Here is a 17,056-nt window from a genome sequence, read left to right as displayed (position 1 = left end):
TTCCTGTCCTGTTATTTACTTTCAAAAATTTACTGAACGTTTGCCCCTGTAACACCAGGTCCCACATTCTCTGCCTCATGTGTCTCACTCTGGTCTTCTGCCGGTGCCAGACTGCTTTCTGCTTCCGTATGAGTTTCCTGCACTGTCTCTTCCGGCTTTAAGGTGGTATTTCTCTGAATCACTTCCGGCTTTCCTTTATAACTGCTGTTATGAAGAGGTTCTTCCTTAATTACAGTACCGCCTTTCGTTAATACCCGGTAGCTTTTATAATAACCGCCCAAAGTTCCTTTATCCACCACCTTCTCCGTTCCAAAAGGCAGGGCTGTGTTTTCCTCATAGGTGACCGGAAGAGGATTTAAGTCCTTTACCTTTTCTGAACGAATGGTCACTTTCACTCCATCTTCCAGAACCGGAATCCCAACAATAGAAATTTTTAAAGTGGTTCCCTCTAAGGAAGCCCTCAATACTACGGAGGCATTACCGGTATTCACAAATTTCAAATCCGGTCCCGCATAACCATCAAAGCTGACCATGGCATCCTGTCCCTTTTCCACATAGGAAGGGGCAAAGCTGTGGGAATTCCGTTCCGTAGTCTTAAATCCGCTCTCTATAATCGCATGATACAGTGTGGTGGAAACCTGGCATACTCCGCCTCCCGGTTCCTCAATCAGAACGCCGTTTCTATAGGCGCCTGCAGGCTGGTAGCCCTTTTCACTGGTTCGGTTTCCTGTGGCATTGTTAAAGGAAAATTCCTCACCTGGCTTTAAGATCAGACCATTGATTGCACCGACTGCCAGACTGATATTCTGATTGCGGTTTTTATTGGTGGTAGTTTTCGTGGTAAAAGTACCGATTACCTTATACTGTTCTTTTGCCTGGACCTGGGTTCTTTCAGGAGCCTTAAGTGTAAATTCTGCCGGGATCTCTGCCTGAAAGTTCTCTTCTTTTGCGGCAGCCAACAGCTGCGTTACCAGCTTCTCCTGATCTAATACTCTTCCGTTCTGCTCTTTTGTATAACTGTATGCCCCTGTTTTCGGGTCAAAGGATTCCACTTCAGAATTGACTCCGTCTTTGTTCCAGCGTTTTGCAAGTGTTTCTGCCTGCTTTTTAAAGGCTTCCTTCATGGAATCGTAATCAAGCTGGTAATCCTGGGGCTGATCCGGGGGAGCTTCACTCAGCTGTTTTAACATTTCCTCCAGCTGTCCGCTTATACTATCATCGATTACAACGGAATCCGTCCCATCCGTGACTGTCATTCCCCACTGGTAACGTTCTTCCATAGTGTCCTTTGCCTCTTTCACAGTCAGCCCGGAGAGATTCGTCTGCCCGATTCTGGCCGATACCAGTGCTTTCTCCGAAGCTGTTTCCCTGTCTTTTGAATCTGTAACGAGCTGGCTGCTGTCAGAATCTTTGCTTCTTATACTTCTTGCAAAACTATATAAAATACCAACTGTTAACAGGGCAGCTAAAAGCAATAATCCATAAACTATTTTTCTGTTTCTTCTTTCACGTATTCTTCTGGCCCTGTTTTTATCCATATGATCAGTTTCTTTCTCCTTTCATTGTCTGTTCAATAATGCTCTTCATCGTATCTTCTGATAATTGTCCGCTTGCGTAACCGAATACATTGCCATCCCGGTCAATCATAAAGGTGGTTGGATAGGAGTATATCCCATAAGCTTCAAATAATTCAGCATCTGTATCCATGAGTACCGGATAGGTATAACCATTCTCTTTTAAGAAATTTTTAATTCCTTCCTCATCCTTTTCATTCCCGTAACCGGGAGCCGCTACTCCAAGGACTATGAGCGCATCATCGCCTTCTGTGCTGTAAGTTTCATATACTTTCTGTATATCCGGCATTTCTGCCCTGCAGGGCGGACACCAGGTTGCCCAGAAATTTAAAAAAATGGTTTTCCCTTTATAATCGGAAAGGGAATGGGTCTTGCCAAACTGGTCTGTTAAAGTGAAATCAATGGCCGGAAGAATCTTATCTTCTCCGTCCTGGGCTCCTTCCGGCTCAGAATCAGTCTCTGCCGCCTCAGATTCCTGAGACGTTTGAGAAACAGTTTCCTCCGCCGCTGGCTCTGTCTCTTCCGCCGGTTTTGGGGACTCCTTTGTAAAAGGAGTCTTTACAGAAGAAAGATAACCGGTTACCGAATTCATCTTACCTGTAAACATAAGTAATCCCATAATTATCATCAGGACCCCGCCGGCCTTAACTGCATTCTTCGCAACATTGCGGTGGGTTTTAAAAAATTCCAGAACTGAGGTGGTAAAAAATCCTACTGCCAGAAATGGCAGAACAAATCCCAGTGTATAGACTCCGATCAGCATAAAGCCAAGTGTTTTGGTGGAAGCAGATGCCGCCATGATCAGAACACTGGCCAGTGCTGGTCCCACACAGGGCGTCCATGCGAAGCTGAAGGTAAATCCCATAAGCAAAGCGGTCAGGGGAGACATGGCAAGCTTATCAAAAGAAAACGATAGCCTGCGCTCTTTCCCCAGTAAAGAGGAACTGCCTAAGAAGCCCAGCTGATATAATCCAAACAGGAATACCAGAATTCCGCCCAGCCTTGCAAATAAAAGCTGATTGGTTTTAAAAAAACTGCCAAGTGCCGAGACACCAATTCCAAGCAGAAAAAAAGTAAAGCTGATTCCAATCACGAAACAAAGGGTATGTATCATGACTTTACTGCGCTTATAGTAAATTCTGCCATCCTCACCCGTTACTCCGGTTCCCCCTGAGAGATAACCAATATAAAGCGGAATCAAAGGCAGTACACAGGGTGAAAAGAAGCTTACTATCCCCTGTAAAAATACGGTTAATACCGGAACACTCATGTCAATCGAAAATCCCAAATGTTTACCTCCTGTAAATAATGCTTTCACTCCACAGTTTGTGGCAGTTCACTTCGTGTTTCTGTACCATTTTTAATTACAGTTTATAGTTGTAACTATAGCATTCATACGAAAAAGTGTCAAGACAGTAATCCATGATTTAACAGTAAAAAAGGCATAGATTTCTTCTGTCACATGGTCAGTGCCTGCTTTCCGCAGGCGGAGCACCGCTTAAAACAGCGGTCCAGATTAAAAGCGACTCTGGGAAGGTAACCAAAATCTTCCAGAAGTGTAAAAAGCGGAAAGAAAATCGCCATAGGCGGCAGCATAACTGATATTACCCATGCCAGAACCCGGTAAACACCATGAATCAAAAGCCCGGATGCCAGTGCCGGAACCCCTGCTGCATCTGCGGCAATTGTCAGGCGGTCTTCAATGGCAAACAGCACATTGCTCAGGAGCTGGGATGGATAATTGGCACCAGTGATTGTCAGCCAGAAGACTCCCAGCAGAACCAGAAACATAATGGGAAATCCGGTAGCTTTGCTGGTAAAAAGACGGTCCAGCTTCCGGTCTTTCCAGTTATAGGCTTTATTTTCATATACAACTACTCCCCTGCATAAATCCTCCGCTTTCCGAATGAACACCGCAGCCATATCATCACTTACTTTTTCCTGACTGATGCCCTGCTCCCTCCAATCGTTCCAGATTTCCGTAAGGCAGGTCTTTACCTCCTCTGAATCTGCTATGGATTTTAAATAGTTTCGTACCGCTCCCATCAGGTTTTCATTGGCATCCAGCAACCTTGCACAGAGCCAGCGTACCTTTGCCCTGCCCTCTGAGGCTTCCTCTACTGCCGGAGCCAGCTTCTCAATTGCCTCTTCAATATATTCCGGGTAACGTATGAGGATTGGCCTTTCATACTCAGCCTCTCTCTCTTTTATACAGCGCCTTAAGCCCTGGTAGATCTGATTCAGCCCCTTCTTACTTCTTGCCGTTGTTCCCACTACAGGAGCATGAAGCCTCTCTTCCAGTACATCCAGATTCAGGACAATCCGTTTCTTCTTTGCCTCATCCATCAGATTTACACAGATTACCACACAGTCCGCTGCTTCCATGATCTGGAGCACAAGGTTTAAATTCCGTTCCAGGCAGGTGGCATCACAGACCGTTACCACTGCATCTGGATTTTCAAAACAGATGAAATCTCTTGCCACCTCTTCCTCTGTGGAGTGGGCCATAAGAGAATAACAGCCTGGTATATCCACCATAACATACCCCTGATTCCCGTCACTGCACCAGCCCTGGGCATTTGCAACCGTTTTACCTGGCCAGTTTCCGGTGGGCTGATGTGGTTAACCGTAAAATGGAAAATTGTTAAAATTGTCATTTTTACAGGTATCAGGTTTAAATCTTAAGGTTTAATTACAGGTTTGTGATGGAAGTTTGATCAAACTGTGAAAAATTTGTGAATTAATTCTTAATTTTAGCTGATTTCTATTTTATTTATACAACTTAATTTTTTTTAAGAAATAAATAACAAATTTGCCATTGATTTTCTTTAAATTCGGTGCTACACTGAGTTCTGACTTCAGGGACATAGGACAACCGGAAGCCATACAACCATAATACCTATGCAGTCTCAAGGAGGAAAATAATTATGAGGTTAACAACAAAGAAAATGTTACTGACAGGTGTTGCAGTATTGACAATGGCAGCTATCTCCGCATGTGGAAATACCAAGAGTTCTGAAACAACTGCCGCTACAAAAGCAGAAGTGACAACCGAAGCTGCTACCAAACCAGCAGAAACGAAAAAAGAAGTAAAAGAAAGCAGTTCCTTAGCAGAAACCAAAAAAGACGAAACTAAGAAAGACGAAACGAAAAAAGACGAATCCAAAAAAGAGGAATCATCAGCAGCAGAGACCAAGGCTGGTGACAGCAAAGCGAAGGCAGACTCTCCAGCTGCTAAAGACAGCAAGTCAGCAGTTACCGAAACAAAGAAAACTAATTAGTAAGATCAGTACATAGCACACCAAAAGGCAGATCAGTCTATCCGATCTGCCTTTTATATAGAATAAATAAGTTCACTCTGTTTCCTTTTCTTCCTTTTCCCGGAGACTTTTTAAAGTAATCTCAAGTCCCTCTTTTTCCCCTATAATTCTTGCCAACGCCTCAAATGCCCTCACTGGGTCCGCCTGATTCACTGTGGTGACAGTATCTGCCACTGCTACCGCCTCCTTTCTGGTAAAATGTATGTGCCACGGTTTGTACTTCTTTCCCTTAATTAAAACAATGTAATGAAACAGGTTTTAATTTCCTGTTGGAACGAGTAGATTATACCAGGAGATGATAGAATGAAGCGTGTTCAGGAATCAGAGAAGCTGCTGCGTGTAGCCGTCTACATCCGTGTCTCTTCCGATGAACAGGCAGAGCGGGGAGATTCCATCCGGGATCAAAAGGAACGGGGCATTAAATATATAGAAGAACATAAAAACATGATTCTGCAGGATGTTTATCTGGATGATGGCGTTTCCGGACAGAAACTTGACCGGGACGATTTTACCCGTCTGATTAATCATGTAAAAGAGGGACTGGTGGATCTGATTATATTTACCAAGCTGGACCGGTGGTTCCGCAGCCTGCGCCATTACTTAAATACCCAGGCCATCCTTGAAAAATATAATGCTGCATGGACAGCCATTGACCAGCCGTTCTTTGACACCTCCACTCCTTACGGCAGGGCATTTGTTGCTCAGTCCATGACCTGGGCAGAGCTGGAAGCGCAAAATGGCGGTCTCCGTGTTGCTGACGTCTTCCGGACAAAGGTGACCCATGGGGAAGTCATAACGGGCAAAGTCCCCCGGGGATATGAGATAATAGATAAACATCTGGTGTTGTCAGAAGAGGCCCCTGCCATCCGCGATACCATTCTGTATTTTTTGAAACATCAGTCAATGAACGGGGCCGTCCAGTATCTAAAAGAAACATACGGAATCGTCATGACACCGCAGAATTTTAAGCAGTCTGTTCTTCGTAACGAAAAAATCACGGGGCATTACAGAGGAAATGAATCTTACTGCCCGCGTATGATTTCCGATGAAGCCTTCCTTGATATTCAGCACATCCTTGATCAAAACAGCAACATAAAATCGAGCCAGAAGTACCCCTACATTTTTACAGGTCTTCTGGTGTGTGATGAGTGCGGCCATAAAATGGGAGGGTGCCAGATCAATGCAGTTTCAAAACGCAAAGACGGTACTGTACTACGGTATAAATATCCAGCCTACGAATGCAAGCAGCACCGGTCTTACCGGAAATGCAGCAATCGGGGAAAAATCAGGGAAGTCCGCATAGAAGAATACCTTTTAAAAAATGTTGGGATGCAGTTTGATTCTTTCATCGCGGATTTCGAAACCAAAAGCAGGGATGCAGTTGATAATCGTATGAAAAAGAATCAGCTTCGCAGGAAAATCAGCCGGTTAAAGGATTTGTATTTAAATGAAGCAATATCATTAGAAGAATATAAAAATGACAGGGCAGGGTTAGAGGCACAGCTGGAGCAGCTTCCTGACATCACACCGCCGGTTGGGAATCCCGGTACTTTAATCAGTATGCAAAATACCGGCTTTGAAAGCATGTATCTGCACCTTGACAATCAGCAGAAGCGTCTGTTCTGGCGGTCAGTTATCAAGGAAATTCGCTTAAAAAGGTGCTCCTACAGCCACCGGGAATACACCATTATTTTTTTATAAACTTTTTACCTCTAAACGCATCAGCAGGTGTGCTGGTTCATACCGGTCAGCTGGTTAAATACTGTGCTTTTTCCAACATTGGGATTTCCGGCAAGAGCAATCACCAAATCTCCTGCCGCCCTTTTTTTGATCTCCAACCCGCAGTCCACCGATTTGATTCCCATGGATTCTCTGCTTAGTCCCATATTTTTTCCTCCGCTGTGACACAGGCAGCCACAATTCCTTCTCCATAACTTGGTTCAAAGTACTCCTGATCTTTATTTTTTATAAGAACCCTGACGGAATCTTCATTTCGCAGGGCTATTACAGCACCTCTGATTAAAAATGCAGTTGGGTCACCAAGAGGACTTTTACCGACACACTCCACCACGGTGCCCTCAATCAGCCCCATATCCTGTAATCGCCGTCTCATATCATCACAAACGGTCAGTCTGGAAATGACACCTTTCTGACCTCTTTTTAAGTCATTTAAACAAAAGCATCCCGGCATTTCTTTAACCTCCGAAAAGTTTCCATATCCTAACATATGCAGCTGATAAAAAACAGGTTCCACTCTCACCTTAGCCCAGTCCTGCCCCTGATGATTCATAGAATCCGCCGGTAGTGAATAGATATAAATAACATCCATGTATAGCAGGAGGAAATGACTATGCCGCAGACCGATAATTTTTATACATTAAAAGGCTATTCCCTTTTAGAGCATACAAAGATCACTTCCTCAATGGAAGATTACCTGGAAATGATATATCGGTTGTCTCACGAAAATCAGCCTGTCCGCATTAAGGAACTGGCAGAGCAGCTTCATGTCAAGCCCTCTTCTGCGTCCAAAATGACTGGTAATTTAAGGAAACAGGGACTGGTTGGGTTTGAAAAATACGGAACCGTTTCTCTGACCAGTGATGGGCTGGAATTAGGCGAATATCTTCTTTTCAGGCATCAGATCCTTACCCGCTTCTTTTGTTATGTAAACCACAGATCCGATGATCTGGAACAGGTAGAAAAGGTAGAGCATTTTATGGATCCGGAAACAGTGTATAATATTCAAAAATGGTTGGATAAATTTGCATAGATATGCTTGTGTGATTTGACAATTCGTCGTATACTATAGCATAACACGAACATTTCTAAGGAGGAGAAACACATGGATAAGATAAAGATGACAACCCCCATAGTCGAAATGGATGGCGACGAGATGACCCGTATTCTCTGGCAGATGATTAAGGACAACCTTCTGCTGCCCTATATTGACTTAAAGACAGAATATTATGACCTGGGACTGGAGTACCGGGATCAGACAGATGATAAAGTAACCACTGATTCTGCTTTGGCTACAAAAAAGTATAAAGTAGCTGTGAAATGTGCCACCATTACTCCCAATGCTGCCCGTGTAAAGGAATACAGCTTAAAAGAGATGTGGAAGAGCCCAAACGGCACCATCCGTGCAATCCTCGACGGAACCGTATTCCGGGCACCTATAGTTGTTAAGGGAATCGAACCATGTGTTGTAAACTGGAAAAAACCAATCACCATCGCCAGACATGCTTACGGTGATGTCTATAAAGGCTCCGAGATGAAGATTCCAGGTGCTGGGAAAGTGGAGCTGGTCTATACCGCAGCTGACGGAACAGAGGTCCGGGAACTGGTTCATAACTTTGACAGTGCCGGAATCGTCCAGGGCATGCATAATATTAACAACTCCATTGAAAGCTTTGCAAGAAGCTGCTTTAATTATGCACTGGATACGAAGCAGGACTTATGGTTTGCAACCAAGGATACTATCTCCAAAAAGTACGACCATACCTTTAAGGACATCTTCCAGGATATCTTTGATGCCGAGTATGAGAACCGTTTTAAGGAATCCGGTATTGAATATTTCTATACCTTGATCGATGATGCGGTAGCGAGAGTTATGAAGTCAGAGGGCGGTTATATCTGGGCCTGCAAGAATTACGACGGAGATGTTATGAGCGATATGGTTTCCTCCGCCTTCGGATCTCTTGCCATGATGACTTCCGTTCTGGTTTCTCCTGACGGTGATTTTGAATATGAAGCAGCTCACGGAACTGTACAGAGACATTATTATAAGCACTTAAAAGGAGAGGAGACCTCTACCAACTCCGTTGCTACGATTTTTGCCTGGACCGGAGCTTTAAGAAAGCGCGGTGAGCTTGACGGAAATAAGGAACTGGCTGCATTTGCTGATAAGCTGGAACAGGCTACCATCGATACCATTGAGGCTGGGGAGATGACAAAAGATCTTGCGCTTATCACTACAATTAAAAACCCCACTGTTTTAAACAGTGAGGAGTTTATTAAGGCGATTGCTACGCGGCTTTAATTTGTTACCATCTTTACACCCCACTCAATGAGTGGTATAATGAGTTATAAATAAGGAACAACCGCCCACAAGGTGGTTGGCCGTTTATCAGATAGAAAATCCACCCGAGACCGTGAAGTGCACCCCAAATGTTAGACAAACAAATCTTACATTTGGAGGTGTATTTTTTTGAGTAAATATTCGGAACAGGATAAATTAAGAGCCATTAATTACTATCTTGCTGGACATTCCTTTCGTGAAACAGAACGAGCTCTTGGAATTAGCTGAAGTAGTATTAAGGAATGGGGCCGTATGTATCGCAAAAACGGAGTGGAAGGAATTACAAAAAAGAATCGAAATTATACTGGTGATTTCAAGGTACACGTTGTAGAATATATGCATACACATCAGATATCATCTCTTGAGGCTGCCTCATTGTTTTTAATTCCAAGCCACAGAGTCGTTGATAAATGGGAGCCGTGTCTATTACGAGGAAGGGGTACAGGGACTCTATAGAGAGAACCGTGGCAAGGGCTCTGGAATGAAATCAGATGATTCGAAAAAGAAAATACTGGACAAGCAAACAGAAAAAGACCTGATAGCTGAAGTCCAAAAGCTCCGGTTGGAGAACGAATACCTAAAAAAATTAAATGCCTTAATTCAAAAGCGGGAAAAATCAGAGAGACCGACAAAGTAGCTGTCATAACAGAATTAAGGCAGATATATAAACTGACAGCATTACTACAATTGGCAGAAATGCCACGCAGTACTTATTATTACTATGTAAAGCAATCAAAGAATCACCACAACTCATATAAATATCGACTTTTTTTTCAGAATCTCTGTTCAACCCATTATCAAAATGATATAATGAAAGTTATCATATGAATCACTGGTAATGGAAGGACCTATAAACATGAATCTACGACATCTAACAATCTTTAAAACAGTATGTGAGGAAGGAAGCATCACCGGAGCGGCAAAAGCGCTGTCCATGACTCAGCCCGCCATCTCTCATGCCATCAACGAGCTGGAGGAATCCGTTGGTTCTCCCCTGTTTGACCGTGTATCCCGCAGAGTGATGATTAACGAAAACGGAAAATTTTATTTATCCAAAGTAATTCCTCTTCTGGAGTTATATCAGGATCTGGAGAACTATTCCGGTTCCCTGCACTTACAGGCACCTTTGCGGGTGGGCTCCTGTGTGACTCTGGCCAGCTACTTACTTCCAAACGCTGTTTCCCGTTTCGCTCTGACAAATCCTGACATACAGCTGAAGGTTACAGTGGATAACTCCGGAGAAATCATCAATAAGCTGTTAAGGAATGAGCTGGACCTGGCTCTTGTAGAGGGTGTCGTATCCGATGATCAGCTGGAGAAAATTCCATTCTCCTCCTATCCCATGGCAGTAATCTGCTCTCCAAACCACCCCTTTGCAAACCGGGCTGCCCAGCCCGTATCACTGGACAGGCTGATTGAGGAACCTCTTTTATTAAGAGAGACCGGATGTACCATCAGGGATACGTTTGACTGTGCGCTGGCACTGAATAACTTATCTGCTGAACCGTTATGGACCAGTACCAATTCCGACGTAATTCTGCAGGCAGCAAGAGAGAATATCGGTATCGGCGTTGTTCCCAGAATCTTTGCCGATGAATCCATTAAAAAAGGGGATATTTTCGAAATAGAGGTAAAAGATATGGAGATCAGCTGCATGAACCATGTGGTTTTCCATAAAGACAAATTTCAGACAGAATCCTTTCAGGCTTTTATTAATCTGGTTTTATTTGATTAATATTCATCCAACTGAAAAAAACGCCGCACATCATCTCCCGTAAGAGGGGACTTGTGCGGCGCTTTCTATTTTATGCTTTTTCAGCCAGAATGTGGTCAATGCTTACGAGCTTAACACAAAGTGCAAATAATTCCATTGCCTGCTTTAAATCCGGCAGAGTCGGATAAGACGGTGCAATCCGAATGTTATTGTCATGAGGGTCCTTACCATATGGATAAGTTGCTCCTGCACCAGTCATGATCAGACCTGCTTTTTTGCATTTTGCAACAATGGTTTTTGCACAGCCGTCCAAAGAGTCGAAGGATATAAAATATCCGCCTTTTGGACTGGTCCATTCTCCCACTTCCAGACCTCCTAACTCTTTTTCCAGAGTTTCAATGACCGCTTCAAATTTGGGTCTCATGATGTCTGCGTGCTTTCTCATATGTTCAACCATACCATGAATGTCCTTGAAGAAACGTACATGACGAAGCTGATTTACTTTATCGTGACCGATTGTCTGAATCTTTAACTGCTTCATGATATCCGTTAAATTGTTCTCGCTGGCAGCTATGGCTGCAATTCCGGAACCTGGGAAGCTTACCTTTGAAGTGGAAGCAAATTTATAAACCATATCCGGATTTCCGGCTCTCTTGCACTCAGCCAGAATTTCAATTAAATGATCCTGGTCATTGTCGTATAAATGGTGAATGGTATAAGCATTATCCCAGTAGATGCGGAAGTCGCTTGCAGCCGGCTTTAAACGTGCAAAACGGCGTACTGTTTCATCAGAATAGGAAATACCCTGAGGATTGGAGTACTTGGGTACACACCAGATACCCTTGATGGTATCGTCTGAAGCCACCAGCTGCTCTACCAGATCCATATCCGGGCCGGTTGAAGTCATTGGAACGTTCACCATCTCGATTCCAAAGTATTCTGTTATGGAGAAATGTCTGTCATATCCGGGCACAGGACAAAGGAATTTTACTTTATCCAGCTTGCACCAGGGAGTGCTACCCATAACACCGTGAGTCATGGAACGGGAAACGGTGTCATACATTACATTTAAGCTGGAGTTGCCATAAATAATAATATGATCCGGTGCAACCTCCATCATATCGGCAAGAAGTTCCTTTGCCTCCTTGATTCCGTCAAGCACACCGTAATTGCGGCAGTCCGTACCGTCATCACAGGTTAAATCATCGCTGCTGCTTAACACATCCATCATTCCCATGGAGATATCCAGCTGCTCGGCACTTGGCTTTCCTCTGGACATATCAAGCTTTAAGTCTCTGCCCTGAAACTCCTTATACTGTGCAGAAAGTTCCTTTCTAAGCTCCTGTAACTCTTCCTTTGTCATTTCAACATACGGCTTCATAGATTTCTTCCTCCTCATAAAGATTCCTTTAACCTAACAGTTCCTTCAGGATTTTGTTGACCGCTCCCGGATCAGCCTTTCCTTTCATGGAACGCATGGTCTGACCAACCAGAAAGCCCATGGCTTTCTCTTTTCCGTTCCGGTAATCCTCCACAGACTGGGGATTTGCAGCAAGAATCGCCTCAATGGCGGACTTAAGAGCGCCTTCATCGCTCACTACTTTCAGTCCCTTCTCTTCGACATAACGCTCCGGATCTATATCCTTTAGGAAAATCTTCTCAAACACTTCCTTGGCAACCGTGCGGTTAATGGTTCCATTATCCACTAAAATAATCAGTTTTGCAAGATTTTCCGCAGAAAATGTCATATTTTCCATTTCCATCTCATGTTCTTTTAACAGTCTCATCCCCTCTACCATCAGCCAGTTTGCAGCTTCTTTCGGCTTCTGGCAGATGGATGTAACCTCTTCAAATATATCTGCCATATGCTTGGATCCGGTGATAATATCTGCATCATATTCAGAAAGATTATATTCTTCCTGATACCTTGCCATTTTTTCCGTCCGCAGCTCCGGCTGTTTCTCCCTTATACTCTGTATCCATTCATCACTGATAGAGATGGGCGGCAGATCGGGATCCGGAAAATAACGGTAATCCTTGGCATCCTCTTTGGAACGCATGGCATGGGAGGATTCCTTGTTGTCATCCCATCGCCTTGTTTCCTGAACAACTGCCTTCCCCTCTTCAATCAGCTCGATCTGGCGCTTTCTTTCGCCTTCAATCGCACGGGCTATGGCTTTAAAGGAGTTTAAATTCTTCATCTCTGTTCTGGTTCCGAACTGGGAGGCACCTGCTTCTCTTACCGATAAGTTCACATCAGCTCTCATGGAACCCTCCTGCAGCTTGCAGTCTGAGGCGCCTAAGTACTGAATCATTAAACGCAGCTTCTCTAAATAAGCAATTACCTCATCCGCACTTCTCATATCCGGCTCGGAAACGATCTCAATCAGGGGAACTCCGCTTCGGTTAAAGTCAACTAAGGAGCAGTCCTCCCATTCATCGTGAATCAGCTTACCTGCATCCTCTTCCATGTGGATCTCGTGAATTCCCACCTTCTTCTTTCCTGCTGCTGTATCAATCTCCACATATCCGTCGTGGCAGATCGGCAGATAAAGCTGGGAAATCTGATAGTTCTGGGGATTGTCGGGATAAAAATAATTCTTCCGGTCAAATTTGCAATTCTGGTTGATCTGACAGTTAGCAGCAAGACCGACTGCAAGGGCGTATTCCACCACCTGTTTGTTAAGAACCGGAAGAGAACCCGGCATACCGGTACAGACCGGACAGGTATGGGTGTTGGGCGCTCCGCCGAATTCCGTGGAACAGGAGCAGAAGATTTTTGTTTTTGTAGCAAGCTCAACATGAACTTCCAGACCGATCACTGTTTCGTACTGTTTGCTCATTTACTTCTCCTCCTTTTCTTTCATTGCCTCTGCTGCCAGAGAAGGCATCTCGAAGGCTCTGCTCTGCTCCACAGCAAAACCAGCCCGTAAGATATTCTTTTCCTGGAAGCAGTCAGCAATCAGCTGAACACCGATGGGAAGTCCCTTCTGATCCGTTCCAAAGGGAACGCAAAGACCTGGAAGTCCGGCTAAATTCACAGAAATTGTATAGATATCTCCAAGATACATCTTTAAGGGATCGCTTAAGCTCTCGCCCAGTCTTGGGGCTGTCGTCGGTGCCGCAGGACCTAAAATCACATCATATTTGGAAAATGCCTCATCAAAGGCTTTCTTAATCAGCGCTTTTGTCTTTAAAGCCTTCAAATAATATGCATCATAATAACCGGAACTGAGCACAAAGGAACCTAGCATAATCCGCCGTTTTACTTCCGGACCGAAGCCTTCCGAACGGCTCTTTTTATACATGCCGTGAAGACCTGTATATTCCTTCGCCCGGTAGCCGTATTTCACACCGTCAAAACGGGAGAGGTTGGAACTTGCTTCTGCAGATGCAATGACATAATAGGCTGGAATGGCGTATTCCACCATGCCAAGACCAAAGGTCTCCACGACGGCTCCCTTTTCTTCCAGAACCTTCGCAGCCTTTAAAACAGCCTCTTTTACTTCCGGATCAAGACCTTTTCCCATATAATCTGCAGGAATACCAACCTTCAAGCCTTTTACCTCACCGGTTAAGTACTTCGTAAACTCATGATCTTCCCGCTGCACAGAAGTGCTGTCCTTTTCATCATGGGAAGCCAGAACCTCAAGAATAGCCGCGCAGTCTGTCACATCCTTCGCCACCGGTCCAATCTGATCCAGAGAGGAACCGTAAGCAATCAGACCGTAACGGGATATGGTGCCGTAGGTTGGCTTTAATCCCGTAACTCCGCAAAAGGAAGCCGGCTGTCTGATGGAACCGCCTGTATCAGAGCCAAGAGCGAAAAAGCACTCTGCAGCCGCAACCGCGGCACAGGAGCCGCCGGAAGAACCGCCGGGAACATGCTCCGGATTCCAGGGATTTCTGGTAACGCCAAATGCGGAGGTTTCTGTAGTACTTCCCATCGCAAACTCATCCATGTTGGTCTTTCCGATGATCACAGCTCCAGCCTGTTTTAAGTTCTCCACAGCCTTTGCCGTATACGTGGGTACAAAATCAGAAAGTATTTTAGAGCTGCAGGTGGTTTTCAGTCCCTCGATGCAGATATTATCCTTTACTGCTGCCGGAACACCGGCAAGAGGACCCGTCAGTTCTCCGGATTCAATGCGTTTTTGAATCTCCTCTGCCTGTTTTAATGCACCTTCCTCGTCAATGGTTACATAGCTGTTTAGTTCCGGTTCCATAGCCTTAATCTGGCCCAAAACGGCTTTTACAGCCTCCATGGAGGTAACCTCTCCGTCTTTTATTTTTTTCCCCAGCTGTACCGCTGTGAGGGACAATATTTCACTTGCTGTCATTTCAATTCCCCCTATTCCACTGTCTTCGGCACTTTGAACGCTCCATCTTTGCTTTCCGGTGCATTCCTTAAGATCTGGTCTCTGTCGTCTCCGTTTTTCACTACATCTTCCCGGAATACATTGTATACCGGAAATACATGTGACATGGGTTCCACCCCATCTGTGTCAAGTTCGTTTAATTTATCAATATAATCAAGCATACGGCCCATATCCTTTTTTGCCGCTTCCTTATCTGCATCATCAAGTTCCAGCTTTGCAAGAATGCCTACATACTCAATTGTTTCATCATCAATGATGTGTGCCATTTCTTTTTGTCTCCTTTCTGCTTTCTGTTACGGTTCCAGCCTTGTAACATCTCTTGGGAACAATGTGGTCTCTCTGACGTTTGACTCGTCAAGAAGTCGCATGGTCAGACGTTCCAGACCGATTCCCAGACCGCCGTGAGGAGGCATTCCATACTTAAATATCATTAAATAGGAAGAGATGTCTTCCGGATTCATTCCTCTTGACTCCATCTTTTTAATGATGGTGTCATAATCATGGATTCTCTGTCCTCCGGTTGTGATCTCAAGTCCCTTAAAGAGTAAATCGAAGCTTAAGGTGAATTTGGAATCTGCCGGATCATCCATGGCATAGAACGGGCGCTTTTTGGAAGGATAATGAGTGACAAATACGAAGTCGCTGCCATACTCTTCTTTAAAGTACCGGCCGATTAAAACTTCCTCCTCCGGTTCTAAATCATAGGGGTTTTTAATCTTTCTGTTATATTTTTCAGATACCAGCTCTTTGGCCTTGTCAAAACGGACCTGAGGAATGTTTGTTACATCAGGAAGGCTGATCTTTAACATGGCTAGTTCCTGTGCATACTCTTCACAAAGCAGCTCAAATACATACTGGAGCATGGCTGTTTCCATTTCCATGATTTCCTCAAAGCTGTCGATATATCCCATTTCAAAATCCATGCTGGTATATTCATTCAAATGTCTGGTTGTATTGTGTTTCTCTGCGCGGAAAACCGGAGCGACTTCAAATACCCGGTCATATACGCCAACCATGGTCTGCTTATAGAACTGCGGGCTCTGACCCAGCTCTGCTTTTTTATTAAAATAATCCAGTTTAAATACGTTGGATCCGCCTTCTGCGCCCCGGGCTACAATCTTTGGTGTACGGATTTCGGTAAAATTCTGGGAATGAAGAAAATCCCGGAAGCCTCTTACAATTCCTTCCTGAATGCGGAATTTTGCACGTTCCATCGGATTGCGCAAGGTGATCGGACGCAGACCCAGCTTCGTCTCCAGAGAAGTTTTTAACTTCCATTTGCTGATGGCGATGGGAAGCACTTCTGCCGGCTGTGACAGCACGGTTATTTCCTGAAGCCTGATTTCAAATCCATGAGGAGCCCGCTCCTCGCCGCTTACCAAACCGGTAACACGGATTGCAGACTCTTCCTTTAACTGGCTTAAATCGAAAGCAGTCTTTCCTTCTTCGAATACGCACTGCACCAGTCCTTCGGCTTTCCGCAAAATGATAAAAGCCACTTCACCCATGTCACGAATGGTATGGACACTTCCTTCCATCCTGACAGTTTTTCCTGCATAATCACCAGATATAATTTCCTGGATTCCCATTGTTTCTTTCTGTTTTACACCACTGATAAATTCCATGACTGTTTTCTCCTTACCTGAATGGAATTGCTTTGATTCCGGAGAAATATTTTATGACAATAAAATATCCCGTCCCGGAATACAGTTACATATTCCGGGACGGGATTACTATGGCATAAGCTCCCGCGGTACCACCCGCATTGAGATAAGATATCTCCACTCAAACATTTAACGCATGTATACGGATAAACCTACTCATGTCACCGGTACAAAACTCAGTTAGTACCAGCCGCTTCGATCTATCGGCTCCGGAGTGTTCCCATAGCCAAGTCTCTCGTGAAAGCGCTCTCAGTCGGTGACGCAATCTTCCTGTCCGGATCCATAGGCCAGAGTCTCCTTCTCTGCCTTTTTAAGTATTGATTTCAT

Annotated in this window: 15 protein-coding genes and 2 pseudogenes; 6 read left to right on the top strand and 11 right to left on the bottom strand. The window is 44.5% G+C overall.

Going from position 1 to position 17,056, the window contains the following annotated elements; genetic code table 11:
- Positions 1 to 29 precede the first annotated feature (29 nt).
- From DS742_RS09385 to DS742_RS30145, 3 genes and pseudogenes are all read right to left on the bottom strand, one after another.
- Positions 30 to 1,538: a VanW family protein gene (locus DS742_RS09385; RefSeq protein ID WP_242996441.1), complete on the bottom strand. Its 1,509-nt coding sequence runs from the start codon at positions 1,536 to 1,538 to the stop codon at positions 30 to 32.
- Positions 1,539 to 1,542: 4 nt separating this feature from the next.
- Complete coding sequence (locus DS742_RS09380; RefSeq protein ID WP_117416732.1) at positions 1,543 to 2,862, bottom strand: redoxin family protein; 1,320 nt, start codon at positions 2,860 to 2,862, stop codon at positions 1,543 to 1,545.
- Between the two features lie 170 nt (positions 2,863 to 3,032).
- Positions 3,033 to 4,130: pseudogene (locus DS742_RS30145) on the bottom strand (FeoB small GTPase domain-containing protein); the annotation flags it as partial.
- A gap of 371 nt (positions 4,131 to 4,501) precedes the next feature.
- Here DS742_RS30145 and DS742_RS09370 point away from each other — a divergent pair.
- Positions 4,502 to 4,855 carry a hypothetical protein gene (locus DS742_RS09370; protein WP_117416731.1) on the top strand — a complete coding sequence of 118 codons (354 nt, stop codon included), beginning with the start codon at positions 4,502 to 4,504 and terminating at the stop codon, positions 4,853 to 4,855.
- A gap of 72 nt (positions 4,856 to 4,927) precedes the next feature.
- Here DS742_RS09370 and DS742_RS28775 read toward each other — a convergent pair whose 3' ends face one another.
- A complete protein-coding gene (locus DS742_RS28775) occupies positions 4,928 to 5,068 on the bottom strand; it encodes a hypothetical protein (protein WP_170313407.1) in 141 nt (46 codons plus the stop codon).
- 129 nt (positions 5,069 to 5,197) lie between these two features.
- Here DS742_RS28775 and DS742_RS09365 point away from each other — a divergent pair, with 129 nt between their 5' ends.
- Complete coding sequence (locus DS742_RS09365; RefSeq protein WP_117416730.1) at positions 5,198 to 6,595, top strand: recombinase family protein; 1,398 nt, start codon at positions 5,198 to 5,200, stop codon at positions 6,593 to 6,595.
- A 26-nt stretch (positions 6,596 to 6,621) separates the two neighbouring features.
- Here DS742_RS09365 and DS742_RS09360 read toward each other — a convergent pair.
- Both DS742_RS09360 and DS742_RS09355 read right to left on the bottom strand, forming a co-directional pair.
- A pseudogene (locus DS742_RS09360) lies at positions 6,622 to 6,780 on the bottom strand (FeoB small GTPase domain-containing protein); the annotation flags it as partial.
- Complete coding sequence (locus DS742_RS09355) at positions 6,771 to 7,085, bottom strand: FeoA family protein (protein ID WP_117416768.1); 315 nt, start codon at positions 7,083 to 7,085, stop codon at positions 6,771 to 6,773. The pseudogene DS742_RS09360 and the gene DS742_RS09355, both read right to left, overlap by 10 nt.
- A gap of 159 nt (positions 7,086 to 7,244) precedes the next feature.
- On the opposite strand from DS742_RS09355, the gene DS742_RS09350 reads away from it, so the two are divergent.
- From DS742_RS09350 to DS742_RS09335, 4 genes are all read left to right on the top strand, one after another.
- Positions 7,245 to 7,664, top strand: coding sequence for a metal-dependent transcriptional regulator (locus tag DS742_RS09350; RefSeq protein ID WP_117416729.1), 420 nt, complete (start codon positions 7,245 to 7,247; stop codon positions 7,662 to 7,664).
- Positions 7,665 to 7,736: 72 nt separating this feature from the next.
- Positions 7,737 to 8,933, top strand: coding sequence for an NADP-dependent isocitrate dehydrogenase (locus DS742_RS09345; protein WP_117416728.1), 1,197 nt, complete (start codon positions 7,737 to 7,739; stop codon positions 8,931 to 8,933).
- A gap of 168 nt (positions 8,934 to 9,101) precedes the next feature.
- Complete coding sequence (locus DS742_RS29995) at positions 9,102 to 9,200, top strand: helix-turn-helix domain-containing protein (RefSeq protein ID WP_367575497.1); 99 nt, start codon at positions 9,102 to 9,104, stop codon at positions 9,198 to 9,200.
- 628 nt (positions 9,201 to 9,828) lie between these two features.
- Positions 9,829 to 10,707 carry a LysR family transcriptional regulator gene (locus DS742_RS09335; protein WP_117416726.1) on the top strand — a complete coding sequence of 293 codons (879 nt, stop codon included), beginning with the start codon at positions 9,829 to 9,831 and terminating at the stop codon, positions 10,705 to 10,707.
- Between the two features lie 70 nt (positions 10,708 to 10,777).
- Here DS742_RS09335 and DS742_RS09330 read toward each other — a convergent pair whose 3' ends face one another.
- The 5 genes from DS742_RS09330 to aspS are packed head-to-tail and all read right to left on the bottom strand — an operon-like array spanning position 10,778 to position 16,690.
- On the bottom strand, positions 10,778 to 12,067 hold the full coding sequence (locus DS742_RS09330) for an aspartate aminotransferase type Ic (RefSeq protein WP_117416725.1): 1,290 nt from the start codon (positions 12,065 to 12,067) through the stop codon (positions 10,778 to 10,780).
- Between the two features lie 28 nt (positions 12,068 to 12,095).
- Positions 12,096 to 13,529, bottom strand: a complete 1,434-nt coding sequence (gene gatB, locus DS742_RS09325) for an Asp-tRNA(Asn)/Glu-tRNA(Gln) amidotransferase subunit GatB (protein WP_117416724.1) — start codon at positions 13,527 to 13,529, stop codon at positions 12,096 to 12,098.
- Positions 13,530 to 15,026: an Asp-tRNA(Asn)/Glu-tRNA(Gln) amidotransferase subunit GatA gene (gatA, locus tag DS742_RS09320; protein ID WP_117416723.1), complete on the bottom strand. Its 1,497-nt coding sequence runs from the start codon at positions 15,024 to 15,026 to the stop codon at positions 13,530 to 13,532.
- Between the two features lie 11 nt (positions 15,027 to 15,037).
- Entirely contained in the window at positions 15,038 to 15,331 is a 294-nt protein-coding gene (gatC, locus tag DS742_RS09315; RefSeq protein ID WP_117416722.1) for an Asp-tRNA(Asn)/Glu-tRNA(Gln) amidotransferase subunit GatC, read from the bottom strand.
- Between the two features lie 27 nt (positions 15,332 to 15,358).
- Positions 15,359 to 16,690, bottom strand: a complete 1,332-nt coding sequence (gene aspS, locus DS742_RS09310) for an aspartate--tRNA(Asn) ligase (protein WP_117416721.1) — start codon at positions 16,688 to 16,690, stop codon at positions 15,359 to 15,361.
- Between the last annotated feature and the right edge of the window lie 366 nt (positions 16,691 to 17,056).

The sequence above is a fragment of the Lacrimispora amygdalina genome (assembly GCF_003432035.1).
Classification (GTDB): Bacteria; Bacillota; Clostridia; order Lachnospirales; family Lachnospiraceae; genus Lacrimispora; species Lacrimispora amygdalina.
The sequence above is the reverse complement of the archived record's forward strand: the minus strand, read 5'-3'. Positions and strand labels throughout refer to the sequence as shown.